21 protein-coding genes are annotated in these 26,059 nt (G+C 72.3%); 8 read left to right on the top strand and 13 right to left on the bottom strand.

Annotated features, from left to right (window positions below):
• Positions 1-45: 45 nt before the first annotated feature.
• The 9 genes from SNOUR_RS25590 to iolC form a co-directional block, all read right to left on the bottom strand.
• A complete protein-coding gene (locus SNOUR_RS25590; RefSeq protein WP_067351383.1) occupies positions 46-483 on the bottom strand; it encodes a hypothetical protein in 438 nt (145 codons plus the stop codon).
• Between the two features lie 148 nt (positions 484-631).
• Positions 632-1,492, bottom strand: coding sequence for an ABC transporter permease (locus SNOUR_RS25585; protein ID WP_067351380.1), 861 nt, complete (start codon positions 1,490-1,492; stop codon positions 632-634).
• Positions 1,489-4,269, bottom strand: a complete 2,781-nt coding sequence (locus tag SNOUR_RS25580) for a CocE/NonD family hydrolase (protein WP_067351377.1) — start codon at positions 4,267-4,269, stop codon at positions 1,489-1,491. The genes SNOUR_RS25585 and SNOUR_RS25580 overlap by 4 nt, the downstream gene beginning before the upstream one ends.
• Positions 4,270-4,407: 138 nt before the next feature.
• A complete protein-coding gene (locus SNOUR_RS25575; protein ID WP_312633657.1) occupies positions 4,408-5,535 on the bottom strand; it encodes a hypothetical protein in 1,128 nt (375 codons plus the stop codon).
• Between the two features lie 205 nt (positions 5,536-5,740).
• The gene (locus tag SNOUR_RS25570) at positions 5,741-7,234 is read right to left on the bottom strand and encodes a CoA-acylating methylmalonate-semialdehyde dehydrogenase (RefSeq protein WP_067351372.1); all 1,494 of its coding nucleotides are present in this window, start codon (positions 7,232-7,234) and stop codon (positions 5,741-5,743) included.
• Positions 7,235-7,270: 36 nt separating this feature from the next.
• Entirely contained in the window at positions 7,271-9,319 is a 2,049-nt protein-coding gene (gene iolD, locus SNOUR_RS25565) for a 3D-(3,5/4)-trihydroxycyclohexane-1,2-dione acylhydrolase (decyclizing) (protein ID WP_312633655.1), read from the bottom strand.
• Positions 9,316-10,449, bottom strand: a complete 1,134-nt coding sequence (gene iolB / locus SNOUR_RS25560; RefSeq protein WP_376738547.1) for a 5-deoxy-glucuronate isomerase — start codon at positions 10,447-10,449, stop codon at positions 9,316-9,318. The genes iolD and iolB overlap by 4 nt, the downstream gene beginning before the upstream one ends.
• A gap of 75 nt (positions 10,450-10,524) precedes the next feature.
• Positions 10,525-11,412 carry a Cgl0159 family (beta/alpha)8-fold protein gene (locus tag SNOUR_RS25555; protein WP_067351366.1) on the bottom strand — a complete coding sequence of 296 codons (888 nt, stop codon included), beginning with the start codon at positions 11,410-11,412 and terminating at the stop codon, positions 10,525-10,527.
• Between the two features lie 90 nt (positions 11,413-11,502).
• A complete protein-coding gene (iolC, locus tag SNOUR_RS25550; RefSeq protein ID WP_067351364.1) occupies positions 11,503-12,495 on the bottom strand; it encodes a 5-dehydro-2-deoxygluconokinase in 993 nt (330 codons plus the stop codon).
• A gap of 443 nt (positions 12,496-12,938) precedes the next feature.
• Here iolC and SNOUR_RS25545 point away from each other — a divergent pair, with 443 nt between their 5' ends.
• The 5 genes from SNOUR_RS25545 (at position 12,939) to SNOUR_RS25525 (ending at position 18,505) form a co-directional block, all read left to right on the top strand.
• Positions 12,939-13,859, top strand: coding sequence for a sugar phosphate isomerase/epimerase family protein (locus tag SNOUR_RS25545; RefSeq protein WP_067351361.1), 921 nt, complete (start codon positions 12,939-12,941; stop codon positions 13,857-13,859).
• Positions 13,860-14,063: 204 nt separating this feature from the next.
• Positions 14,064-15,101 carry a Gfo/Idh/MocA family protein gene (locus SNOUR_RS25540; RefSeq protein WP_079143545.1) on the top strand — a complete coding sequence of 346 codons (1,038 nt, stop codon included), beginning with the start codon at positions 14,064-14,066 and terminating at the stop codon, positions 15,099-15,101.
• Between the two features lie 580 nt (positions 15,102-15,681).
• Positions 15,682-17,196, top strand: coding sequence for a sugar porter family MFS transporter (locus SNOUR_RS25535; protein ID WP_312633653.1), 1,515 nt, complete (start codon positions 15,682-15,684; stop codon positions 17,194-17,196).
• Positions 17,197-17,467: 271 nt separating this feature from the next.
• Positions 17,468-17,947: a peptidoglycan-binding domain-containing protein gene (locus SNOUR_RS25530; RefSeq protein ID WP_312633652.1), complete on the top strand. Its 480-nt coding sequence runs from the start codon at positions 17,468-17,470 to the stop codon at positions 17,945-17,947.
• A 363-nt stretch (positions 17,948-18,310) separates the two neighbouring features.
• Positions 18,311-18,505 (top strand): MerR family transcriptional regulator, encoded by a 195-nt coding sequence (locus tag SNOUR_RS25525; RefSeq protein WP_067351358.1) that lies wholly within the window; start codon positions 18,311-18,313, stop codon positions 18,503-18,505.
• Between the two features lie 90 nt (positions 18,506-18,595).
• Here the strand turns inward: SNOUR_RS25525 and SNOUR_RS25520 are convergent, their stop codons facing one another.
• Positions 18,596-19,678, bottom strand: a complete 1,083-nt coding sequence (locus tag SNOUR_RS25520) for a LacI family DNA-binding transcriptional regulator (protein ID WP_067351355.1) — start codon at positions 19,676-19,678, stop codon at positions 18,596-18,598.
• A gap of 520 nt (positions 19,679-20,198) precedes the next feature.
• Between SNOUR_RS25520 and SNOUR_RS25515 the strand changes: the two genes are divergently transcribed.
• Complete coding sequence (locus SNOUR_RS25515; protein WP_067351352.1) at positions 20,199-21,233, top strand: Gfo/Idh/MocA family protein; 1,035 nt, start codon at positions 20,199-20,201, stop codon at positions 21,231-21,233.
• 14 nt (positions 21,234-21,247) lie between these two features.
• Entirely contained in the window at positions 21,248-22,099 is an 852-nt protein-coding gene (locus SNOUR_RS25510; RefSeq protein WP_067358752.1) for a TSUP family transporter, read from the top strand.
• A gap of 131 nt (positions 22,100-22,230) precedes the next feature.
• Here the strand turns inward: SNOUR_RS25510 and SNOUR_RS25505 are convergent, their stop codons facing one another.
• Positions 22,231-22,800: a GNAT family N-acetyltransferase gene (locus tag SNOUR_RS25505; RefSeq protein ID WP_067351349.1), complete on the bottom strand. Its 570-nt coding sequence runs from the start codon at positions 22,798-22,800 to the stop codon at positions 22,231-22,233.
• 30 nt (positions 22,801-22,830) lie between these two features.
• Positions 22,831-23,511: a DedA family protein gene (locus SNOUR_RS25500; RefSeq protein WP_067351348.1), complete on the bottom strand. Its 681-nt coding sequence runs from the start codon at positions 23,509-23,511 to the stop codon at positions 22,831-22,833.
• Positions 23,512-23,765: 254 nt separating this feature from the next.
• On the opposite strand from SNOUR_RS25500, the gene SNOUR_RS25495 reads away from it, so the two are divergent.
• Positions 23,766-24,053: a heavy-metal-associated domain-containing protein gene (locus tag SNOUR_RS25495; RefSeq protein ID WP_067351346.1), complete on the top strand. Its 288-nt coding sequence runs from the start codon at positions 23,766-23,768 to the stop codon at positions 24,051-24,053.
• Positions 24,054-24,756: 703 nt separating this feature from the next.
• On the opposite strand, the gene SNOUR_RS25490 is transcribed toward SNOUR_RS25495, so the two are convergent.
• Positions 24,757-26,046, bottom strand: a complete 1,290-nt coding sequence (locus SNOUR_RS25490) for a citrate synthase (protein ID WP_067351343.1) — start codon at positions 26,044-26,046, stop codon at positions 24,757-24,759.
• Between the last annotated feature and the right edge of the window lie 13 nt (positions 26,047-26,059).

Genomic DNA, 26,059 nt, shown 5'->3' with positions numbered 1-26,059 from the left:
TCCGGTCCGCGGCGACCGCCCTCGTCGTATGTCGGGGCGGGCGGTTCACTGACCGCAGTCGACGTCCTGGAGCGTGATCGGGTGCGACTCCAGGCCGACGTAGGCGGTGAAGCTGCGGGTGGCGCCGCCGCCCCAGCCGGTGGTGACGGTGGCCCAACCGACGCCCGCGGACTGGGCGGTGGTGACCGTGCCGACGGTGATCGTCCGCGGGGTGTTCTGGGCGCAGAGCAGCAGCTCGTAGCCGTCGGTGTGGGCGGCGCGGTCCTTGAGGTAGGCGGAGACCTGGTGCGCGCGCTGGTGCGAGGTGGGGCCCTGCTGGCCGTAGAAGCCGGTCAGGAAGCGGTGGATCTCGGCGGCGGTGTGGCGGCCGGCGGGGTCGCTGCGGACGGTGGCGGCGGCGGGTGCGGTGGCGGCGAGGGTCAGGCCGAGGGCCGCGGCACAGGCGGCGACGGCGGTGACGGGACGCGATGCGGTACGGGACATGGCAGGTCCTCACCTTCAGGGCGTGTGACTGCGTAGACACACCGGTCCGGCGCATGGTTGCGGCGCCGGACAACCCGAACGAACGGGGACGGGTGTCCGCATCCGGCCGCGCCGCCCGGCGGCCCCGCGGCCCCTGTCCCCGCCCCGGTCAGGACACCACGTCCTTGCGGGCGAAGCCGCGGAAGGCCAGTGCGACGAGCACCAGCGCGTAGGACACCGACACCGAGGCGCCCTGGAGCATCCCGGACCATTCCAGCTGGGGTTGGAGGGCGTCTGCCCAGGAGTACTGCCAGTGCGCGGGCAGCACCGCGCGCCAGTCGCCGAGCGCGGTGACCTGGTCGAGGACGTTGCCGACGATGGTCAGTCCGACGGCGCCGCCGACCGCGCCCAGCGGCGCGTCGGTCACCGTGGACAGCCAGAACGCCAGCGCCGCGGTGACCAGTTGGCTGACGAAGACATAGCCGGTCACCAGCGCCAGCCGCAGCACCGCGTCGCCCGGGGCGAGCGCGCCCCCGGTGGGCAGTTGCAGCGGGCCCCAGCCGTACGCGGCGGTGCCCACCGCCAGCGCGACCAGCGGCAGCAGCAGCATCGCGGCGGCGCTGAACACCAGCCCCACGGTCAGCTTGCTCAGCAGCAGCCGGGCCCGCGGCACCGGTGCGGCCAACAGATAGCGCAGCGACGCCCAGCTCGCCTCCGAAGCCACGGTGTCCCCGCAGAACAGCGCGACCGGCACCACCAGCAGGAAGCCGGCGGAGACGAACAGCGCGGTGGCGGCGAAGTTGGCGCCGGAAGCGGTGGCGGTGGTCATCAGACTGATCCGGCCGGTGTTCCGGGTGCTGGGATCGCCTCCGATCGCGAACGCCGCGACCAGGACGAACGGCAGCAGCGTCAGGATCGCGCCGATCACCAGGGTGCGGCGACGGCGCAGCTGGCGGCGGGCCTCGACGCGCAGCGGCAGGGTGCGGCGGGCGCGGTAGCCGGGCGCCGCCGCCGGGGTGGTCGCGGTCATCGTCCGTCTCCTCCGATCAGGGTGAGGAAGGCGTCCTCCAGGCGGCGGTGCGGGCCGACGCGGTGCACCGGGACCTCCAGCCGGACGAGTTCAGCCAGCAGGTGCGGGGTGCCGTCCGGCGCGGCCAGCCGGACCAGCAGGCCCTCGTCGGCGCGGACCGCCGAGACCACACCGGGCAGCGCGTCGACCTTCTCCACCACCGCGTCGGACAGCGGCGCGGCGGCGCCGACGTCGATCAGCACGGTGTCGCCGGAGCCCACGATCTCGCCGACCGGGCCGGCCTGGACCAGCCGGCCGCGGTCCATCACGACCAGGTGGGTGCAGCTCTGCTCGACCTCGGACAGCAGATGGCTGGAGACGATGACGGTGCGCCCGGCCGCGGCGTAACGGATCATCACCTCGCGCATCTCGCGGATCTGCGGCGGGTCCAGGCCGTTGGTCGGCTCGTCGAGGATCAGCAGGTCCGGCAGGCCGAGCATGGCCTGGGCCAGGGCCAGGCGCTGCCGCATGCCCTGCGAGTAGGTGCGCACCGCGCGCTCCAGGGCGTCGCCCAGGCCGGCGATCTCCAGCGCCTCCTCGGTGTGCGCGTCGGCGGCGGGCCGGCCGGTCGCCTGCCAGTACAGGTCGAGGTTGGCCCGGCCGGACAGGTGCGGCAGGAAGCCGGCACCCTCGACGAACGCGCCGACCCGGGACAGCACCGGCGCGCCCGGCCGGACCGCCTGGCCGAACACCCGGACCTCCCCGCCGTCCGGGCGGATCAGCCCCATCAGCATCCGCAGGGTGGTGGTCTTGCCGGCGCCGTTGGGTCCCAGCAGGCCCAGCACCTGGCCGCGCTCGACCCGGAAGGTGAGGTCGCGGACGGCGTACCGGTCGGTGGACCCGGCGTAGCGCTTGCTCAGCTCGGTGATCTGCAGCGGGACGTCGGCCAGGGCCGGGTCGGGGGCGGGTGCCGCGGTCCGGCGGCGGGCGGTGAGCAGCAGCAGCGCGGCCACCACCGCGGCGACCGCGGGCAGCGCCCAGGTCCAGGCGGGCAGCGGGGCGGCGGCGCCGCGCACCTCGGGTGCGGTGGGCACGGTCAGCTCGCCCGTCGTGGCGGCGCTGCCGCCCCCGCCGCCGGCCAGGGAGACGGTGTAGGTGGCGGGCTCGACGGGGGTGGCGTAGCCCAGGTCGGTGGCGGAGAGCACCAGGCGCAGCCGGTGCCCGGCCGCGAAGTCATGGTCGACGGCCGGGAGTTGGAGCCGCACCGTGCGGCCCTCGCCGGCCCCTTCGATGCGGTACGGCGTGACCAGTTGGGACGGCAGCAGTTGGCGGCGGCCGTCCGGGGCGACGTCGTAGAGCTTGGCGAAGACCACCGCGTCCGGGGAGCTGGAGCGGATCCGCACGGTGGCGGTGGGACTGCCGGTGAGGTGGACGGCGGTGCGCAGCGGCGCCGAGTCGAAGTGCGCGTACTGGCCGGGGAAGTCCAGGGAGAGGCCGCCGCCGAGCGCGGAGAGGCTGCCGAGGGCGCCGGCGCCGGGGACCGCGGAGATCGCCGGCGGGGTGGCGCCGGCGGGGTTGGCGAAGCGCTGTTCCCGGCCGGTCAGCGGGATGTGGCGGGGGTCGCTGTCCAGGCCCGGGTAGTCGGCGGCGCCGGCGCCGCGCAGCCGTACGGTGCCGTCGGTGGAGTTCACTCCCCCGCTGCGGCTGATCCGGAACGCCGGCCCGGTGTCGGCGTGCGGGTCGCCCTTGAGATAGCGGTCGAACCACGCCGCCGTGCGGGCCGTGAGCCGGGGGGTCTCGCGGTCGCCGCCGTCGTGCCCTCCGGCGATCCAGTCGACGGCGACGGGCGCGCCGTTGTGGCGGAGGGCCCGCGCCATGGCGTCGGCCTGGCCGAGCGGGAACAGCGAGTCGGTCTGGCCCTGCATGAGCAGGGCGGGCACCTTGATGCGGTCGGCGACGGCGGAGGGGCTGCGGGCCGCCAGCAGTTGGCGGGCCGCGGCGTCCGGTGTGCCGCTGACCGCGACCCGTTCGTACATCGCGCACAGGGCGGGTTGGAACCGTCCGCAGCCGCCGGACGCGGCGGACGGGTCGGACGGACCCGATGCGTCGGACGAGGCAGAAGCGGCCGAAGGGGTCGAGGGGGCGGTCGGGGCGCCGGTGGCGGAACCGGCCGTGCCCGTGGTGAAGAAGATGCCGGCCCACAGCTTCTTGAACACCCCGTTGGGGAACAGGGCGTCGGCGAGGTTCCAGTAGGTGATCTGCGGGGCGATGGCGTCCACGCGCGGATCGTGCCCGGCGGCCAGCAGCGCGATCGCGCCGCCGTACGAGGCGCCGGCGATGCCCACGCGCGGGTCGCCGGGCTTGTCGAGCCGCACCTCGGGGCGCTTGGCGAGCCAGTCGATCAGCCGGCTGACGTCGGCGACCTCGCCGGTCGGGTCGTTCAGCCCGATCTTGCCGGTGGACTTGCCGAAGCCGCGCGCCGACCACGTCAGCACCGCGTAGCCGTCCCGGGCCAACTGCTCGGCCTCGGCGCGGACATCGGACTTGCTGCCGCCGAAGCCGTGGCCGAGGAGGACCGCGGGCCGGCGGCCGGCGGCGCCCTGGGCGGTGAAGAAGGAGGTGTCGATCCGCACCGTGCCCGGGCCGCCGGGCGTCTCGGGCATCGTCAGGAAGTGGTCCTCGCGGTGCACGGAGGGTGGGGCGTCCGAGGCGGCGGCCACCCAGGTGCCGCCTCCTATGAGGAGGGCCAGCGCGCCCACGGCGGCATGGAGCCGGCGCCCGCGCAGTCGGAGATCCATGGCTGAATCCTAGGTACCGGCCCGGGCGGGCGACCCGTCCCCGGGGCGGACCCGGGTGCCCTCCTCATGGAGTAGCGCCGTTCGGGCCCGTACCGCGTCCGTGGTACGGGCCCGAACGGCGCTGCGTCCCCGCCGCGGTCAGTACTGCGGCGGGCCGAAACCGCTCTGCGGGGGGTGCGGGGGCTGCGGCACGCCGGGCGGCATGGGCGGGCCGCCGACCGGGGGCATCGGCGGCGGGCCGGGCTGCTGCCAGCCGGCCTGCGGCGGGACCACGGGGCCCGGGACGAACCCGGGGGCGGCGAAGGCGAGGGCCGGGGACGGCGGTTGCCAGGCCGGCGCGACCGGCTCGCCGCGGACCGTCAGCGCGACCAGCGCCAGCGAGCCGAACAGATCGAGCGCCAGCTGGACGTAGATGATGATGCTCAGGCCCGGCATCGTCCTGCTCATCTCCAGGAACGTGCCGGAGGCGAGGAACGAGACGACCGTCAGCACCGCGTTGGGCAGCAGGGCGACGGCCAGGCCGAGGGCGAGACCGCGGGCCGCGCAGCCGCGGGTCAGGCAGTTCAGGCCGGCGATCGCGGTCAGCAGGAAGAACACCACCGCGTACCAGCCGGGCGCGAGCGCCAGCAGCGAGGACAGCACGCCCTTGCCCAGGTAGAGCATGGTGAAGGTCTCGGAGCCGCCCTGCACCAGCATGTAGACCTGGTAGACGACGTAGCACAGCGCCATCGCGCCGAGCACCAGACCGCCGAGCACACCGCCGGCCTGGCCCGGGCGGGCCGGCGGCCGGCTGGGGGCCGGGCGCGGCCAGGAACGCATCCCGGCGAGCAGCACGACGCCGGCGACCAGGGTCAGTAGGAACAGCGGCAGGCTGCTGAGGAAGACCCCGTCGAAGGTGGCGGTGCCGGTCTGGGCGGCGCGGAACCAGCGCTCGTCGCTGGTGTGGTTGCCCACGCTGACCAGGGCCTGGAGGGCGGTGGCGAAGGTGACGGTGGTGGCCACGGCCAGCAGTCCGCCGGCCGACCGGCGGCCGGTGAACGCCGCGCCCGCGGCGACCAGTTGGAGCAGTCCGAAGCCGAGTTGGACGGGGTTGGTGACCTCGTTGACGCCCGGTCCGCGGGCGCCGATCCAGCCGTCCCAGACGCCGGCCACGCCGAACGCGCCGATGTCGACGGCGAGCCAGTACGCCGTCCACAGGAAGAACAGCAGGCTGAGGATGCCCCCGGTGATCCGTGCGCCCTTGGCCAGCGCCATGCCTTGTGCCATCTCATCCCCCGTCGTGTCGGTGCCGCGCCGCCGGCCTCCGGCGGCGCGAGGAGCACCGTAGCAACGCCCGTCCGCACGGTCTCCCCCTGGGCGGCGGCCCGTTGGCCGGGGGCGGGGGACTCCCTGCCGGCGGGGGTCCGGCAGGGAGTCCGGACGGGAGCGCCCGTGAGGGGGGCGCCCCGCCGGCCGGGGTCCTGGGTGCCGCTCAGTGGTTGCGCGGGAAGCCCAGGTTGATGCCGCCGTCGGACGGGTCGGGCCAGCGGGTGGTGACGACCTTGCCGCGGGTGTAGAAGTGCACGCCGTCGTTGCCGTAGATGTGGTGGTCGCCGAAGAGCGAGTCCTTCCAGCCGCCGAAGGAGTGGTAGCCCACCGGGACCGGGATCGGCACGTTCACGCCGACCATGCCGGCCTCGACCTCCAGCTGGAAGCGGCGGGCCGCGCCGCCGTCCCGGGTGAAGATCGCGGTGCCGTTGCCCCACGGCGAGGAGTTCATCAGCTCGATGGCCTGCTCGTAGGTCTCGACGCGGACGACCGAGAGCACCGGGCCGAAGATCTCGTCGCGGTAGGCGTCCATCTCCGGCGTGACGTTGTCCAGCAGCGAGACACCGATCCAGTGGCCGTCCTCGTAGCCCTCGACGGTGTAGCCGGTGCCGTCGATGACGACGTCGGCGCCCTGGGCGGCGGCGCCGGTGACATAGGAGGCGACCTTGTCGCGGTGCACCTTGGTGATCAGCGGGCCCATCTCGGAGGCCGGGTCGTCGCCGGGGCCGATGCGCAGCTTGTCGGCGCGCTCCTTGATCTTGCCGATCAGCGGGTCGGCGGTGTCGCCGACGGCCACCACCACGGAGATCGCCATGCAGCGCTCGCCGGCCGAGCCGTACGCGGCGTTGATCGCGGAGTCGGCGGCCAGGTCGAGGTCGGCGTCCGGGAGGACCAGCATGTGGTTCTTGGCGCCGCCCAGCGCCTGCACGCGCTTGCCGTTGGCGGTGCCGGTGGTGTGGATGTAGCGGGCGATGGGGGTGGAGCCCACGAAGGAGACGGCGGCGACGTCCGGGTGCGCGAGGAGGGCGTCGACGGCCACCTTGTCGCCGTTGACGATGTTCAGCACGCCGTCGGGCAGGCCCGCCTCGGCGGCCAGCTCGGCGAGCTTGAACGCGGCGCTGGGCACCTTCTCGCTCGGCTTCAGGACGAAGGTGTTGCCGCACGCGATGGCGATCGGGAACATCCACATCGGCACCATGGCCGGGAAGTTGAACGGCGTGATGCCGGCGACCACGCCCAGCGACTGCCGGATCGAGGCCACGTCCACCCGCGTCGAGACCTGGGTGGACAGCTCGCCCTTGAGCTTCTCCGGGATGCCGCAGGCCAGCTCGACGATCTCCAGGCCGCGGGCGACCTCGCCGAGCGCGTCGGAGTGCACCTTGCCGTGCTCCGCGGTGATCAGCCGGGCCAGCTCGTCGCGGTGCGCGTCCACCAGCTCGCGGTACTTGAACAGCACCGAGGTGCGCTTGGCCAGCGAGCTCGTGCCCCAGCTGCGGAACGCCTCCTTGGCGGTGCGGACCGCGGCGTCCACCTCCTCGACGGAGGCGAAGGCGACCTGCTTCTCCTGGGCGCCGGTGGCCGGGTTGTAGACCGGCCCGAAGTTGCCCGAGACGCCCTCGACGGGCTTCCCGCCGATCCAGTGGTTGATGGTCTTCATGCGAGGGGCCTTTCGTACGGTGCGGCAGAGCGGATGTCAGAGGTGGCGGCGGCGCGCGGCGGCGTGCTCGTCGTACGCCTTGCGGGCCGCGACCGCCGCCGGACGCGTCGCGGTCTCGGCAACGGGTACATCCCACCAGGCCTGTGCCGGCGGCGCGCCCGGCACAGTGTCAGTCGTTTTGGTCTCGACGTAGACACATGTGGGCGCTTTTGCGTCACGCGCCTCGGCGAGCGCGGTGCGCAGCTCGGCGACCGTCGCGGCACGCAGCACCCGCATGCCCAGCGAGGCGGCGTTGGCGGCGAGATCGACGGGCAGCGGAGCGCCGGTGTACGTGCCGTCCGCGGCGCGGAAGCGGTAGTCCGTGCCGAAGCGCTCGCCGCCGGTCTCCTGGGAGAGACCGCCGATGGAGGCATAGCCGTGGTTCTGGATGAGGACGAGGGTGATGTTGATGCCCTCCTGGACCGCGGTGACGATTTCAGTGGGGTTCATCAGGTATGTACCGTCGCCGACGAGCGCCCACACCGGCCGGTCCGGAGCGGCCATCCGGACGCCGATCGCGGCCGGGATCTCATAGCCCATACAGGAGTAGCCGTACTCCAGGTGGTACTGCCTGCGGGACCGGGCGCGCCAGAGTTTGTGCAGGTCACCGGGGAGGGAACCGGCCGCGTTGAGGATGATGTCGGACGCGTCGACGACCGCGTCCAGCGCGCCGAGGACCTGGGTCTGCGACGGCTGCGCCGACGGGTCGGGGGCCTCGTAGGCGGCATCCACCCGCCGCTCCCAGTCCGCCTTCGCGGCGGCGTACTCCGCCTCGTAGGCCGCCGCGACCCGGTGGCCGGCAAGGGCCCCGCGGAGCGCGTCGAGCCCGGCGCGGGCGTCGGCCACCAGGGCCAGGGCGCCGAGCTTGTGGGAGTCGAACGCGGCGATGTTGAGGTTGACGAAGCGGACCCCGGGCTCGGCGAAGAGAGTGGCCGAGGCGGTGGTGAAGTCGGTGTAGCGGGTGCCGACACCGATCACCAGGTCGGCCCGCCGGGCCAGCCCGTCGGAGGTGGCGGTGCCGGTGTGCCCGATGCCGCCGACGTCCGCCGGGTGGTCGTGGTCCAACGAGCCCTTGCCCGCCTGGGTGGACGCCACGGGGATGCCGGTCGCCTCGACGAACGCCCGCAGCGCCTCCTCCGCCTCGCTGTGGTGGACGCCGCCGCCCGCGACGATCAGCGGTCGGCTGGCCGCCCGGACGGCCCGGACGGCGTCCGCCAGGGCGTCGGCGTCCGGCGCCGGGCGGGGCACCCGCCACACCCGGTCGGCGAAGAACTCCACCGGCCAGTCGTACGCCTCGGCCTGCACGTCCTGCGGCAGCGCGAGGGTGACCGCGCCGGTGTCGACCGGGTCGGCGAGCACCCGCATCGCCTGGAGGGCCGCCGGGATCAGCGCCTCGGGGCGGGTGATCCGGTCGAAGTAGCGGGAGACCGGGCGCAGCGCGTCGTTGACCGACACATCGCCCGCGAAGGGCACTTCGAGCTGCTGGAGCACCGGGTCGGCGGGCCGGGTGGCGAACACGTCGCCGGGCAGCAGGAGCACCGGGAGGCGGTTGACGGTGGCCAGCGCGGCACCGGTGACGAGGTTGGTGGCGCCGGGCCCGATGGAGGTCGTCACGGCCTGTGCGGAGAGCCGGTCGCACTGCCGGGCGTAGCCCACCGCGGCGTGCACCATGGCCTGCTCGTTGCGCCCCTGGAGATACGGGAGTCGCGGCGGCGCGCCGGCCGCCCCGCGGGGCGCCGCGCTGCCGGACTCCAGCAGCGCCTGCCCGATACCGGCGACGTTGCCGTGCCCGAAGATGCCCCAGCAGGCACTGATCAACCGGTGCCGGCGGCCGTCCCGCTCGGTGTACTGGTGGGCGAGGAACTCCACCAGCGCCTGCGCCACGGTGAGCCGCCGGGTGCCGCCGTCCGCCGCCGCGCCCTGCGCCGCGACGGCCGTCGGATCGCTCGTCGCACCATCGACGGGGACGGTGATCGGGGCGTTGCTCGGGGCGTTGCTCGGGGCGTGGGACGAGGCGTCGCCGGGGGTGTTGAGGGGGGCGGTCATCGCGGGTCTCCTGCCGGTGCTTCGTACAGAGGGAGTCGGGGGTCGACCGGCTGCTGCGGCCAGGTCGCGCGGATCCAGCCATGGTCGGGGTGGTCGCAGATCAGCCACTCGCGCTTCTCGCCGGGCCCCGCCATGACGTTGAGGTAGTACATGTCGTGCCCGGGGGCGGCGATGGACGGGCCGTGCCACCCGTCCGGGATCAGCACCGCGTCCCCCGTGCGGACCTCGGCCAGGACGTCCGTACCGCGCCCGCGCCCGGAGGGCGTCACCCGCTGATAGCCCAGCCCCTCCGTCCCGTGGGCGGCCGCGATCTCGAAGTAGTAGATCTCTTCGAGTTCGGACTCCTCCCCGGGGCGGCACTCGTCGTGCTTGTGCGGCGGGTACGAGGACCAGTTGCCGCCGGGGGTGAGCACTTCCACCGCGATCAGCCGATCGCACGCGAAACCCTGTCCGCTGTCGCCTCCGGCGGGGGCGGCCGCGCCGAAGTTGTTGACCTGCCGGGAGCAGGTGCCGGTGCCGCGCAGCTCCACGGGCACGTCGGACGCGGCGCCGTAACGGGCGGGCAGCCGGCGCTCGCAGCGCGCCCCGGTGAGCGCGAACCGCCCGCCGGCCCGGCTGTCGATCCGGACCTGCGCGTCCCGCGGTACGTAGGCGAAGTCCGTCACCCCGCTGAACACGCTCTCCCGCCCGGCCAGTTGGAACGTCCCGCCGGCGGGGACGCCCGCGTCGCCGGCACCGCCACTGCCCGCGTCGCCGGCACCGCCACTGCCCGCGTCGCCGTCGCCGTCCGCGGAGGCGTCCGTGCGGACCGTGCAGTCCACCGTGCAGCCGCCGGAGAGGGGCAGCACGATCCATTCGCTGTCGCCGGTGGCGAAGGCGTGGTGGCCACCCGGCGGCAGTTCGAGGATCCGCAGCGAGGAGTAGCCCCAACCGGCCTTCTCGGGCGAGACGTCCAGCGCATACGGCCCGTCGGCGCCGCGGCCCGCGACCAGGTGGAACCCACCGGCGGCCGCGGCCGCGCCTCCGGCGTCCACGGCACGCGCCGCATCCGCCCCGTCCGCCGCATCTGCCATACCTGCCATATCTGCCGTACCTGTCACATCCGCCGTATCCGCAAACTCAGCACTCATGACTGCAAGTCTCCCCCTCGCCACTGACAGTGAAGTCCTTCTTCGCGCGACGCCACGGCCGCAGCACGCCCACGGCTACAGAAGTCCCACGGCCGTATCGACCGCGGCGGCCACGTCGCCGTCCGCCGGGTAGAGCAGCGAGCGGCCGACGACCAGGCCGTGCACGGTCGGCAGCCGGAGCGCCTTGCGCCACTTCTCGTAGGCGGCCTCCTGCTCCGCCACGGTCCCGCCGATGTCGCCGCCGAGGAGAACGGCGGGCAGGGTGGACGTCTCGCAGACCCGGGCCATCGCGTCGGGGTCGTCGGTGACGGGGAGCTTCAACCAGGTGTAGGCGGAGGTGCCGCCGAGGCCGGAGGCGATGGCGACGGAACGGGTGACGGCCTCCGGGCTGAGGTCGTTGCGCACCACCCCGTCCACCCGTCGGGAGAGGAACGGTTCGACGAAGGTGGGGAGTTCTCGTTCCGCCATCGCGTCGATGGCTCGGGCGGTGGCCTCCAAAGTGGTCAGCGACCCGGGGTCGTCGTAGTCGATGCGCAGCAGGAGCTTGCCCGCGTCGAAGCGGAGCCGGGCGATGTCCTGGGGGCGGTGGCCGGTGAAGCGGTCGTCCATCTCGAAGGATGCGCCCGCGATGCCGCCCCGGTTCATGGAACCCATGACGACCTTGCCTTCGAGGGCACCGAGGAGGAGCAGGTCCTCCAGGATGTCGGCGGTGGCCAGCACCCCGTCCACACCGGGCCGGGACAGCGCCAGGACCAGCCGCTCCAGCAGGTCCAGGCGGTTGGCCATGGCCAGTTGGCGGTCACCCACGGCGAGCGCGCCCCGGGCCGGATGGTCGGCGGCGACGATCATCAGCCGGCCGTTGTCGCCGAGCAGCGGGCGCCGGGCGCGGCGGGCGGCGGCCTCCGCGACGGCTTCGGGATGCCGGGCCCGCAGCGTCGGGAGGTCACTGATCCGAGGAGTCAAGGCTCAACTCACCTTCTTGAGGACATGAGTGGGGGCGGGGCTTGGGGAAGGGGCAGGAGCAGGGGTGGGTGGGACGAGCGAGCGTCCCGTTCACCGCCCGGCAAGGAACTCCTCGACCTCGCCGGCCGTCGGCATCGCGGACGAGCACGCCAACCGGGAGGCGACGATCGCCCCGGCGGCGTTGGCGTAACGCATCATCGGGGCCAACTCCCAACCGGCCAGCAGCCCATGGCACAGCGCGCCGCCGAACGCGTCGCCGGCCCCGAGCCCGTTGACGACCTCGACGGGGGTGGGCGGCACCTCGGCGGTGCGCCCGTCCCGGTGGACGGCGAGCACCCCCTTCGGCCCCTGTTTGACGACGGCCAGTTCCACACCCATCTCCAGCAGCGCCTCGGCGCACGCCTTCGGGTCCCGGAGGCCGGTGGCGACCTCGGCCTCGTCGACGTTGCCGACCGCGACCGTCGCATGCTTCAGCGCGGCCTCGTAGTACGGCCGGGCGGCGGCCATCGCGGCGGCCCCGGTCGCCCCGCCGTCCCCGGAGGCACCCCCCTCCCCGCCCCAGAACATCGGCCGCCAGTCGAGGTCGAAGACGGTGATGCCCCTACGGCCCCGGGCCTGAAGCGCGGCCAGGGTGGCGCCGCGGCTCGGCTCCTCGCACAGTCCGGTGCCGGTGATCCAGAAGATCCCGGCCGCGGAGATCGCCTCCCGGTCCAGCTCCTCGGGGTGAATGACCAGGTCGGGGGCCTTGGGGCGGCGGTAGAAGTAGAGCGGGAAGTCGTCCGGCGGGAAGATCTCACAGAACGTCACGGGCGTGGGAAGGTCCGACACCGGGGTCACCCAGCGGTCGTCGACGCCGAAGTCGCGCAGCGCCTGATGGACGTACTCCCCGAACGGGTCCTGTCCGGTGCGGCTGATGACGGCGCTACGACGCCCCAGCCGAGCGGCCGCCACCGCCACATTGGTGGCGGACCCGCCGAGGAACTTCCCGAACGTCTCCACCTGGGCGAGCGACACCCCGGTCTGCAACGGGTAGATGTCCACCCCGATGCGCCCCATGGTGATCAGGTCGTACGGCTCGGTCATAGACGCCCCTTCGGGTCGCCCGGCGCGGCGGTGGGGTTCCCCGCTCGGGCGGATCCGAGGGTTCGGGGGAGGCCGGCGCGACGGGTCGGTCGATCGGAACCGGCTCTCCCCGCCGGTTCCAGCTCCGACCAAAGGTCTAACGGCCCGCCACAAACCCTGTCAACAGTTTGTCCTTACATTATGACGTCAGCCACCCCATCCCGGCCACCGAACCCGCCGCCCCGCCCGCACCAACCGGGACACCTGGGACACCTGGGACACCTGGACCCCGAGGGCCACTCGGGGCACCAGGGCCGCCCGGACCACCCTCACCTCCGTCAAGTCCTTAAGTCCTTATGTCAGGACGAAGTCTTGACACTCCCCAGGGCGGCAGAGAGGCTGTGCCCCACAACCCACCCCAGTGCCTCCCGGTCATCGCCGACCGGCGAGAGGAGAGCCGCAGCATGTCCGCACCCCGTGCCGCCTCGCCCGTTCTGGACCGCCTCCGCATCGGTTCCGCCCCCGACTCCTGGGGCGTCTGGTTCCCCGACGACGAGCAGCAGGTCCCGTGGCAGCGCTTCCTGGACGAGGTCGCCGAGGCCGGCTACGAGTGGATCGAACTCGGCCCCTACGGATACCTGCCCATCGACCCCGCCGCCCTACGGGAGGAGACCTCCCGGCGCGGCCTCAACGTCTCGGCCGGCACCATCTTCACGTCGATGCACCACGGCCCGTCCGTCTGGGACAAGACCTGGACCCATGTCTCCGAAGTCGCCTCGCTCACCCAGGCGATGGGCGCCAAGCACCTGGTCGTCATCCCCTCCTTCTGGCGGGACGACAAGACCGCCGAGATCATCGAGTCGCCCGAGCTGACCGTCGAGCAGTGGAAGCACCTGACCACCGGCATGGAGCGGCTGGGCAAGCGGGTCCGCGACGAGTTCGGCCTCGACATCGTCGTCCACCCGCACGCCGACACCCACATCGACACCGAGGAGCACGTCGGGCGCTTCCTCGACGTCACCGACTCCGACCTGGTCAACCTCTGCCTGGACACCGGCCACTACGCCTACTGCGGCGGCGACAGCGTCAAGCTGATCCGCACCTACGGAGAGCGCATCGGGTACCTGCACCTCAAGCAGGTGGACCCGGACATCCTCAGCGACGTCGTCGCCAAGGGCACCCCGTTCGGCCCGGCCGTCCGGCAGGGCGTGATGTGCGAGCCGCCCCTGGGCGTCCCGGCGCTGCCGCCCGTCCTGGAGGCCGCCCAGGAGCTGAACGTCGACCTCTTCGCCATCGTCGAACAGGACATGTACCCCTGCCCGCCCGACCAGCCGTTCCCGATCGCCCAGCGGACGCGCCGCTTCCTGCGGTCCTGCGGGGCGTGAGCGACACCCTGCGCTCCACCGCACACGGGAGGCCGGGGAGAAACGGGAGAAGGGGAGAACGGGAGGACGGGGAGGCGAGCCGCAGTGAGCGCAAAGCGCACAAGGGCGCGTAGTGCATGACCCCGCGTGGCGCAGGACGACGCGTGGCACATGGACAGGGACGACGAGATCGATGAAGGGCGTGAGGGACGGATGATGGGCGAGATGGGCGAGACGGGTTCGCAGGGTTCGCGCGGGACGCTGGGCGTGGCGGTCATCGGGACCGGGCGCATGGGGGCCGACCATGTGCGACGCATCAATGACGTGATCAGTGGGGCCAGGGTGGCGGCCGTGGCCGACATCGACGCCGACCGGGCGGAGCGGCTCGCCCACGGCATCGAGGGAGCCACCGCGTACACCGAACCGGCCGCCGCCATGGACGATCCCGGCGTGGACGCCGTGCTGATCGCCTCGCCCGGCCCGGCCCACGAGGCGGCGCTGCTCGACGCCTTCGCCCGCGATCTGCCGGTGCTGTGCGAGAAGCCGCTGACCCCCGACGCCGCGTCCGCGCTGCGGGTCCTGGAGGCCGAGCAGAAGCTGGGCCACCGGCGGGTCCAGGTCGGGTTCATGCGCCGCTACGACGCCGGCTACCGCACCCTCAAGTCCCTCCTGGACAAGGGCGCTTACGGCCGCCCGCTGATGCTCCACAACAAGCACCGCAACGCCGACACCCCGCCCGGCTTCACCAACGCGATGATGATCAACGACTCGGTGGTGCACGAGATCGACGTGACCCGCTGGCTGCTGGACGAGGAGATCACCGCCGTACGGGTACTGCGGCCGGCACCGACCGACAACGCGCCGGAGGGGCTGAGCGACCCGCAGCTGGTCCTCTTCGAGACGGCGGGCGGCCAGGTCGTGGACACCGAGCTCTTCGTCAACTGCCGCTTCGGCTACCAGGTCAGCTGCGAGGCGGTCTGCGAGACCGGCACCGCCCGGATCGGCGACGACCACGGGGTGCACGTCAACGCCGCGGGCCACTGGGGCGGCACCATCACCCCCGGCTTCGTGGAGCGCTTCGAGGACGCGTACGACCGGCAGGTGCAGCACTGGGTGGACGCCACCCGGCGCGGCGAGGTCGAGGGCCCCAGTTGCTGGGACGGCTATGCGGCGGCCGCGGTGTGCGAGGCGGGGGTGCTGGCCCAGGCCACCGGCGACCGGGTCGTCGTCGAGCTGATCGAGCGGCCGGACCTCTATCGATGAGCGGTCGACGCAACCGCGTCATGGCCGTGGACGAACTGCGACTCGGAGGCGAGATGAGGCTCGAAACGGGGCTCGAAACGAGGCTCGTGGACGAGTTATGAAGCGCGGCGGAGCCATGACTCCGGAAGGGACCCCGGAAGGGACTCCCTAGCGGAGCGGTTCGTACGGCCGGCGAGCGTGGTCCGACCGGCCCCGCTCGCCCCCCGTTGTGTGTTTCCAGTTCGCCGGCGATCAATTGCCGCGCGCCGTTGGCGCTTTCTGCGTGGGCCCTCCGCTCCTTACGCGCGCCGTCCGCGCCCACGCGGCCACGTCGGTCGATCGTCGGGCGGTGCCGGTGCGTCGGCGCGCCGCCCCTTCGGTCCCCCGGGATCCCTTCGTCCGCCGCGCCGGCGGCGCTGCGTTCGGCCGAGCCTTCGCGCCCACCCGACGCACACATACGAGCAAACAAGCCACCGAAAGGCCGCACCATGTCTACTGCGCACGGTCCACGCACGCCCGAAAGGGCAGCGTTTTCGCAAACCGCGCCCGAGCCGCCCGTCACACTGTCGGCGCGTGACGCCATGGCGATCGGGGGCTGACGATGGCAGCTCCGACCAGTCGGCCCGCGTCCACCGCCGGGCCCGAAGCGCAGGGGAACGCCACAGGGCAGGATCACGGCCGCCCCGGCTCCCCGTCCCGCACCGCCAAGCGGTTCATCGTCGCCATCGCCGCCATCGCCGCGCTCGGCGGCGCCCTGTTCGGCTACGACACCGGGGTGGTCTCCGGTGCGCTCCCCTTCATGGAGCAGCACTTCGGCCTCACGTCCCTCAGCGAGGGCGTCATCACCAGCGCGCTCCTGATAGGCGCGGCGTTCGGCTCGCTGATCGGCGGTCGGATGTCCGACGGGCTGGGACGACGCAACTCGCTGCTGTGGGCCGGTGCGGTGTTCATCGGCGGGGCGGTGGCGGTCGCGGTGGCGCCGACCGTGCCGTTCATGACCGTGGCGCGCTTCGTGCTGGGCCTCGCCGTCGGCAGCGCCTCCGTCATCACCCCGCTCTACCTCTCCGAGATCGCACCGTCGCACATCCGCGGTCGGCTGGTCTCGTTCAACTCCCTGATGATCGTCAGCGGTCAGCTGCTGGCGTACCTCGTCAATGCCGTACTGGCCCACTGGGAGGCGTGGCGCTGGATGCTGGGCCTGGCCGCGCTGCCCGCGGTGGCGCTGTTCCTCGGCGTCCTCTTCCTGCCCGATACGCCGCGCTGGTACATCAGTCGCGGTCGGCAGGACGAGGCTGCCGCGGTGCTGCGCCGTACGTTGGCCGCCGACGACGTCCCCGACGAGCTCGCCCGTATCGCACAGGCCCGCAACCTGGAGGCCGACGCGCGAAGCGGCGCCTGGCGGGAACTGCAGCTCCCCTGGGTGCGACGGCTGCTGCTGGTGGGCATCGGCCTGGCGATCGTCCAACAGATCACCGGCGTCAACGCGGTCATCTACTTCGCGCCCAAGATCCTGGCGACGACCGGCCTGGGCACCAACGCCGCGATCACCGCCACCATCGCGGTCGGCGCCGTCTCGGTCGTCGCCACCGCGATCGGCATGTCCCTGATCGACCGGGTGGGCCGGCGCCCCATGCTCCTGTGGGGACTGTCCGGGATGACGGTGTCGCTGGCCCTGCTGGGGGCGGCGTTCCATCTGCCGCACTCCACCGCCGTCAGCTACCTGGTCCTCGGTCTGATGGTCCTGTACATGGGCTTCATGCAGGCGACCCTCAACACCGGCGTCTGGCTGCTGCTCGCCGAGATGTTCCCGCTGAAGGTGCGTGGACTGGCCATGGGCGCGGCGGTGTTCGTGATGTGGCTGGTCAACTTCGCGGTCGCGCTGGTCTTCCCGGTACTGCTCGACGCGGTCGGCGCCGGGGTCACGTTCTGGCTCTTCAGCGCGATGTGCGTGCTCTCGCTGATCTTCTGCAAGCGGTACGCCCCGGAGACGAAGGGGCTGGCGCTGGAGGACCTGGAACAGGAACTGCGCAGGACAGCGCAAGGAACCGACCCGGAGAACACCCCCGAGAACACCTCAGAGAACGCCCCGGAAAGCACCCCGGGCGCATCCCGCTGAACAACCCGACCGGACGACAGCACGACGGCACAACGGCACGACATGCAGGGCACGAAGGGAAGCAAGGGAACCAAGCGAGCACTGAAGTGGCGGAAGCAACGGAAGTGATGGAAGCGGTGGAAGCGATGGAAGACCAGAATGAACGGAACTGACGGTTCCCAGGGCACTTCCGGCCAATCCCCGCACCTTTCGGAACCACTCTTCGTCCTCCCCGCGTGCAAAGGGGTGCGCTCACATCCAACGCATCCAACGGGGGGAAGCAATGGAATTCGTGAAAGCCAACACAACGGGCTTCAAGGAAGCCACTGACGAAGCCGCAAGCAAAGCCACGGGCAAAGCCACAAGCAATGCCACGGGCGCCGCGACCGGCACGGGAGCCCTGCGGGGCGTCGGCCGGGCCCTCCGGCGCACGGGAACCCTCGCGGCGACTGCGGGACTGCTGACCGCCGGACTGCTCACCGGCCCGGCGGTCGCCGCCGGGCCGGCCGGGCGGGCCGACTCCACGCAACCCGCCGCGTTTGCCGCCTGCGCGTTCTACAGCGGGAACGCCCTCACCGTCTACGGCCAGCACGGTGACCGCGTCAAGCAGGCCCAGTGCCTGCTGGCGAACCGTCACTACCTGACCTGGAAGGACGTGACCGGCAACTTCGGCGCGAAGAGCCGGTCCGCGGTGAAGAAGTTCCAGACCGCACACCACCTGGACGCCGACGGCAAGGTCGGCAAGGGGACGTGGCGGGCGCTGTATTCCTGATCGTTCCCGCCCGTTCCTGATTCCCGAGGCGTCCCTGTTCCCGAGGCGTCCCTGACGCCGTACCACGAGGTGGCGGTCGGTCCCTGACGGGGATCGGCCGCCACCTCGCCGCGTGGCGGCCGACGTTCGGGCCGGCGGGCGGCGACGGCCCGTCCGGTTCGTCCCGTTGAGATTAATTCCGTCCCACCCCTGTCACGGCTGTCACCGTTGCGCGGGCCTTCCGTCACAGCCCTTCAACAGCCCCTCGCCGACGATCACTCACCGTCGTTGTCCCGGCACAGGGTGAGTGATCGCCCCGCCGTACGCAGCCCTCCGCCGGCTCGCCGGGCCGACCTGCGTGCGGCGCCAAGGAGGTGCGCAGAGATGACCGATCGAAGGCTCTGGTCGTACAAGGAGATCGCCGCCCATATCCAGGTGCAGCCGGACACCGTGCGTTCCTACCGCAAGCACGGCTTGCTACCGGATCCAGATCTGGTGGAGGGCGGCAAACCGTACTGGTTCGCCGATACCGTCAGAGCCTGGGTGGCGCAGCGCCCGGGCTATCGCGGACGGCAGTGAGCGCCTGAGTCGGCGGGCACGGCCCGGCATCCGCCAGGACCGCCGGGCTACGCCCGGGCCCCGCCGGCCCACGCCCCGCCACCTGCTCTGTTACGGCGCCGCCTCGACGCCGTCCCACGGCGGCGCCGTCGAGCCCCTGATCTCCAGTTCCGGGGTGACGAGTTGATGGTCGGCGGGTGCGTCGGGGTGCGCCATCCGGTCCAGCAGGCAGCGTGCGGCGCGACGGCCGACCTCATGGCTGGCGTTGTTCACGGAGTTCAGCCAGAGGTGGCGGATGCGGGAGAGGTAGGTGTTGTCGTAGCCGACGAGGGAGAGGTCGGCGGGCACGTCGAGGCCCAGTTCCCCGGCGGCGGACAGCACGCCGATGCCGGAGAGGTCGTTGAACGCGAAGACCGCGGTGGGGCGGCGACCGCCACGGGCCGGGCTGAGCAGTCGTACGGCGGCGCGGTAGCCGCCCTCCTCCGTCCCGTCGCCGCTCTCCACCACGGCGTGCGCGGCCAGCCCGTGGTCGCGCATCGCGGCCTCGAAGCCACGCCGGCGCAGCTCGCCGACCAGCCCTTGACCTGCGAGATGGGCGATTTTGCGGTGCCCGAGGCCGATGAGGTGCTCGGTGGCGAGGCGGGCGCCGCGCTCGTCGTCGTTGGCGACGATGTCGGCCCGCGGCAGCCGGGGTTCGTGGTTGCCGGCGATGACGGTCGGCAGCCGCTCGGCGACCTCGGCGAGCCCCGTGGTGTCCGGGAGGGTGCCGACGACCACCAGGCCGTCGACCCGGAGCTCCTGGAAGGCGCGGGCGAACTCCTGGCCGGTACGCCGGTCCAGCCGGCCGTCGGCCATCAGCATCCGCAGGCCGTGGGCGTGCAACAGGGAGTTGAGGCCGTCGAGGACGTCCACGAACCACGGGTTGCGCATGTCGTTCAGCAGGACGCCGATGGTGTGCGTGCGCCGGGCGACCAGACTGCGGGCGGCGGCGTTGGGCCGGTAGCCCAGTTCGTCGATGGCCTCCAGGACGGCCTGCCGCTTGGCGTCGCTGACCCGGGGTGAGCCCTGGAGGACGAGCGACACCAGCGATTTGGAGACACCGGCGCGCTCGGCGACACCACGGATCGTCGGAGGCCGGTCTGCACCGGAGCGCTCCTTGGGAGGCTCGCCCGGCGAGTCATTGGACCGTTCCATGACTGGAAATCCTTCCACTGGGTCGAGTGGCCGTCAATGCGAGCACCTTCACCTTCAGCACCGCCATCACCATTGCCATCACCACGGCCACCACTGGCGCCACCATCGCCAGCGCCAGCGCCGGTGCCGGTGCCGGTGCTGGCGCTGGCGCTGGCGCTGGCGCTGGCGGTGGCGGTGGCGGTGGCGGTGGCGCTGGTGCGCAGAGTTGGCTGCCGCCGAGGGGTTGACATCCGGACATACGGACATGCAGGGTGCCGGAGACGCAGCACTTGGACCGTTCCAACTCCTACGCCCGGATCCCGACCGCCCCCGTTCGCTGCCCCACCCCTTGCTGCCCCACCCCTTCCGGAAGCCCGCCCGCCCCACCCGCGGCACCCCCTCCGGACACGGCCCCCGACGCTGCCCCGGCCGGCCCCCTTAACCCCGGCCCCTCGGCACTCCCCCTCCCCCTCCCCCTCCCCCTCCCCACCCGCCTCCCACCTCCCGCCACCCCGCCACCCCGCCACCGAAGGGAACCCCCATGAAGATCGGCCTCATCGGCACCGGGCGCATCGGTGCGTTCCATGCCGCGACCCTGCTGAAGGTCCCCGGTGTCACCGGGCTCGTGGTCGCCGACGCGGACCCCGCACGGGCCACCGCACTCGCCGACAGCCTGGGCGTACGGGCCGCCGACAGCATCGAGGCGATGTACGCCGCGGGCGTGGACGCGGTGGTGATCACCGCCGCGACCAGCGCGCACGCCGCACTGATCCACCAGGCCCTGGACGCCGGTGTGCCGGTCTTCTGCGAGAAGCCGGTGGCGCTGGACGTGCCGGGCACCCGCGCCGTCGTGGAACGCGCCGAAGCCGGCACCGTGCCCGTGCAGATCGGCTTCCAGCGGCGGTTCGACGCCGGGTATCGCGCCGCCCGTGAGGCGTTGCGCTCCGGCGAACTGGGCTGGCTGCACACCCTGCGCGCCTGCACCAGCGACCAGTCGCCGCCGCCGGCGGCCTTCATCCCCACCTCCGGCGGGCTGTTCCGGGACTGCAGCATCCACGACTTCGACATCATGCGCTGGCTGACCGGCCGCGAGGTGGTCTCGGTCTACGCCCAGGGCGCCAACCGCGGCGCGGACTTCTTCGCCGAGGGCGACGACGTCGACACCTGCGCCGCGCTGCTGCGCTTCGACGACGACACCCTGGCCACGGTCACCGCGACCCGCTACAACGGCGCGGGCCATGACGTCCGACTGGAGGTCTGCGGCTCCAAGGGCGCCCGGTACGTCGGCCTGGACGACCGGGCACCGCTGCCGTCCGCGGAGACCAGGCTGTCCTGGCAGCGGGCGGACGCCCCGTACGCCACGTTCATGGAGCGGTTCCACGACGCGTACGTGACCGAGCTGGCGGTCTTCGTCGAGGTGGCCGCGGGCCATGCGCCCAGCCCCTGCACCCCGGCCGAGGCGCTGGAGGCGCTGTACGTCGCGGAGGCGTGCGACCGCTCGCGGCGGACCGGTCGGCCGGTGGCCGTCGCGGACGTCCGGGCCTGGGAGGACGGCGGGGCGGCGCCCGCGGCGTGACCGGCGCCGGCGTCATGGCGCAGCGGCTGGCGGCCGGCCCCGGGGCGGAGTTGGGCGTGCTGCCGTTCGTGGCACTGGTGCTCGCCGCGCTGCTGGTGGGGGTCTCCAAGACCGCCGTCAGTGGCGTGGCGACGCTGAGCGTGGCCCTCTTCACGGCCGTGCTCCCGGCCAGGGAGTCCACCGGTGTCCTCCTTCCACTGCTGCTCGTGGGCGATGTGCTGGCCGTCCGTGCCTATCGCGGGCACGCCGACCGGGCCGTGCTGCTCCGGCTGCTGCCGTCGGTGGCGGCCGGGTTGGTGCTCGGGGTGGTGTTCGTCGCGCGGACCAGCGATGTGGTCATGCGGCGCACCATCGGCGTGCTGTTGTTGACGGTCGCGGTGCACCACGGGTGGCAGCGGGCCCGGGCCCGCTGCCGCTCCCGGGCTCGGGCGCCCGAGCAGGGGTCGGAGCAGGGCGAGGACCGGCGGGACCGGGGGCGGCCAGGCGGCGCCGAGGGCCCTCCGACGGTCCGTCGACATCGTTTGCGGACGGTGTTCTTCGGGCTGGTCGCCGGGTTCGCCACCATGGTCGCCAACGCCGGGGGGCCGGCGATGTCGCTGTACCTCCTCTCGTCCGGTTTCGGGGTGCTCGGGTTCCTGGGCACCGGTGCGTGGTTCTTCCTGATCGTCAATCTCGTCAAGGTGCCATTCAGCGTGGGACTGGGGTTGATCACGGCGGACGGGCTCGCGCTGGACGGGTTGCTGGCGCTCGCCGTGGTCGCCGGTGCGGGTGTCGGGCGAGCGCTGGTGCACCGCATCGACCAGGGCGTCTTCGAGCGGCTGGTGCTCGTCTTCACGGCCCTGGCCAGTATCGACCTGCTGCGCTGAAGAGGACGCGCCATACGGACGGGGCGATATGGACGGGCGATGGGGACGAGCGATGCGGGTGGGGCGATGGGGACGGGGCGACGAGGACGAGTAGCGCGGACAGCGCGACGAAGACGAGTGATGCGGTGGCGTCAGCGCGCCCTGGCTCCACCCGCCCCCTCCGGCAGCGCCGTCCGCCACTCGTTGGCCCGTATGAAATGGCCCTTGGGGTACTCGACGTCGCACTCCCCTCTGAGGGTGAAGCCGGCCTTGCGGCACACCGCGTTCGACGCGGCGTTGGCCACGGAGGGGAAGGCGTGGACGGTGCGGTGCCGGCCTTCGGCGGCGGCCTCCGCGAGGACCTGCCGGACCGCGGCCACGGCGATGCCACGGCCCTGGAACCCGGGGAGCACACCCCAACCCGCCTCGTAGACCGCCTCGCCCTGCCATTGCGTCTCCCAGAAGCCGACCGTGCCGACGGCCTCGCCCTCCGGCAGGAGCAGGACGCGGTACATCCGGCCCGGTCCTTCGCCGGCGAGGTAGCGGCGATGGCGCCGGGCGACTTGCTCCTCGGCCTCGGGGCCGCCCAAGTGCCGGGTCATCTCGGGGGCGTTGGCCCGGCGCAGCAGGTCGAGGCCGGCGTCCGTCCAGGGCTCGATCCGCACCTGCGGTGCGGCCTGCCGTGCGGCGTGCGGCGCTTGGGACTTCCGTTCCGTCGTCATGACCCCAACGCTAGGCGCGACCACTGACAGTCACACCGCCGCGGTGGATGACGCCTGGTCATCGCCCTCTTCCCGTCCGACCTCGCAGCCGACCTCGCAGCCGATTCCGCGGTCGGGGCACGGCGGTTCGCCGCGGGCCCGGTGGCCGGCTCTGGTGTGCAACGCGCGACGGTGGGTGACCCATTGGACCGCGGCGCCGGCGGCGGCGACGAGGGCGGAGACCGAGAGGCCGATGCCGGCGGCGCAGAGGCGATTCCCGGCGGCGGCGCTGCCGAGGTAGCCGAGGCCGATCGAGTAGGCCGTCCACAGCGACTCGGCGAGACCGGCGCCGATCAGGTATTTGCGCAGCGGGTAGCGCAGTACTCCGGAGGCCAGCGCGCCGGCGATCCGCCCACTGGGCAGGAACCGTACGGCGACCACGAAGGGCGCCCCGTAACGCCGGATCCGCCGGGAGGTCCATTCGAGTGCCGCCCGGCGGTGCGGGCGGCGCGACATCCAGGCGCGGACGGGGCCGCCGAACCGCCGTGCGGCGAGGTACATCAGCACGTCACCGAGGAAGGCACTGCCGGCGACGGTCGCCAGGATGAACGGGAGGGAGGCACGCCCGTCGGAGGCGAGGACGCCGGCGGAGACCAGCAGGCCGGAGTTGGGGACCAGTGGCGGCAGGGTGGTGAGCGCCAGCAGGCCGTAGAGGGCGAGTATGCCGTCCATCCGGCCGCCTCCTCGGATCCGCTCCCCGAGTCCGTATCCAGGCTGACGCGTGACGGGATGGGCGGCAACGCGTGCGGTTCGGGACACCCGGGACTGGATCTATACCCCTAGGGGGTATAGAGTGACGAAAGTCGGAAGGACGACACCGGCCGCCATCGCGCTCCCACGGGCCACTTGGGCACCACACTGAGCGCAACGGCCACATCGCCCATACCGGCGCATGGCGGCATATACGGCACCACGAGGAGAATCCCATGGCCGAGAACAGCTCCTGCTGCACCCCTGAAGGCTCCTGCAACAGCAGTGGCGGCACCGCCGTCCAGGTCGGCGCGGTGACCACCACCTACAAGGTCACCGGCATGACCTGCGGACACTGCGAGGGCGCGGTGTCGTCCGAGATCGGCGAGATCGCCGGGGTGAGCTCGGTGCAGGCGGTCGCGGCGACCGGCCTGGTGACCGTCACCTCGCAGGCCCCGCTGGACGAGACTGCGGTGCGCGCGGCGGTGGACGAGGCGGGCTACGAGCTGGTGGGTCGGGCCTGATTCCGGCCCGGCGGCTTTCGCGATACCTTCACGAGGCGCAGGACGTGCCCGCTCCGGCGGGACGACCTGCGCCTCGCGCGTTTCGAGGAGGGCGGCCGCCCCACCGCGGACACCGACGGTAATCGCCGCAGACCGGACGATCAGCGGCGAACGGCCACAACTTCGGGGGGCGGCCACGAAACTTCACATCGCTTTTACAACCGACACAACACCCATACCTCAGGGCGCCGATCTACAAAAGGAAGCCCTTGACCGCATTCGCCCCCATATGGCATGAGACTCAGATCACACTCTTCGGAACGTAACCATTGAGGGGGGTGGCGAGTCTAACCGGGCAGTGCAGGCACCCCGGCGGGGCTTGCACTGCGACAGCCGTGCAAGGTCTTGGGGGACCGCGCCCGGCTCCGCGTTGGCCGGGGCGACGCGCCCGGGGAGCTTTGAGCGGCCCTCCCGAATGTGCGCGTCCCGGCAGAGCGCGGTGCAACCCGGAACGCCCGGCCGGATCCCGTGGGGGGAATCCGCACCGGGACATGGGAAGCGCCCCGCACTCTGGACCCGTGGGGGGATCCGGAGGCGGGGCGCTTTCGTCTGTCCGCACGCGCCGCGGCGCAGGTCGCACAGGGCCCGGCGATGCGTTTACGCGATTATCGATCACCAGTGGGCAGCGGTCGGCGCTGATCCGACCGCTCCGTGGTGGCCGGGGTCAGCGCTCCTGGACGGGCACGAAGTCGCGCTCGACGACGCCGGTGTAGACCTGCCGCGGACGGCCGATGCGGGAACCGGGCTCGGTGATCATCTCGTGCCACTGGGCGATCCAGCCGGGCAGCCGGCCGAGCGCGAAGAGCACGGTGAACATCTCGGTCGGGAAGCCCATCGCCCGGTAGATCAGACCGGTGTAGAAGTCGACGTTCGGGTAGAGCTTGCGCTCGACGAAGTAGTCGTCGGCCAGCGCGTGCTCTTCGAGCTTGAGGGCGATGTCGAGGAGCTCGTCCTCCTTGCCCAGCGCCGAGAGGACGTCGTGCGCCGCCGCCTTGATGATCTTCGCCCGGGGGTCGAAGTTCTTGTAGACGCGGTGCCCGAAGCCCATGAGCTTCACGCCGTCTTCCTTGTTCTTCACCTTGCGGATGAAGGTGTCGACGTCGCCGCCGGCGTCCCGGATGCCCTCCAGCATCTCCAGCACCGACTGGTTGGCGCCGCCGTGCAGCGGGCCCCAGAGGGCGTTGATGCCGGCCGAGATCGAGGCGAAGAGGTTCGCCTGCGAGGAGCCGACCAGGCGCACGGTGGAGGTCGAACAGTTCTGCTCGTGGTCCGCGTGCAGGATCAGCAGCTTGTCGAGCGCGCTGACCACGACCGGGTCCAGCTCGTACTCGGCGGCGGGGACCGAGAAGGTCATCCGCAGGAAGTTCTCGACGTAGCCGAGGTCGTTGCTCGGGTAGACGACCGGGTGGCCGACCATCTTCTTGTAGGCGTAGGCCGCAATGGTCGGAAGCTTGGCCAGCAGGCGGATCGTGGAGATGTGCCGCTGCCGCTCGTCGAACGGGTTGTGGCTGTCCTGGTAGAACGTCGACAGTGCGCTGACCACGGACGACAGCATCGCCATCGGGTGGGCGTCCCGGGGGAAGCCGTCGTAGAAGCGCTTGACGTCCTCGTGGAGCAGGGTGTGGTACGTGATGTCCTGCTTGAAGTTCGCCAGCTCGTCGACGGTGGGCAGCTCACCGTTGATGAGGAGGTACGCGGTCTCGACGAACGTGCTGCGCTCCGCGAGCTGCTCGATCGGGTAGCCGCGGTAACGAAGGATGCCCTTTTCACCGTCGAGATAGGTGACCGCGGATTTATATGCCGCGGTGTTGCCGTAACCGGAATCCAGGGTCACCAGACCGGTCTGGGCGCGCAGCTTCGAGATGTCGAAGCCCTTGTCGCCGACCGTGCTGTCGACGACCGGGTAGCTGTATTCGCCGTCCCCGTAACGCAGTACTACAGAGTTGTCGCTCACGTCATCCCTCACC

It is taken from the genome of Streptomyces noursei ATCC 11455, from assembly GCF_001704275.1.
Taxonomy (GTDB): domain Bacteria; phylum Actinomycetota; class Actinomycetes; order Streptomycetales; family Streptomycetaceae; genus Streptomyces; species Streptomyces noursei.
Note: the sequence above shows the minus strand (reverse complement) of the source record. Positions and strands in the feature narration are given on the sequence as shown.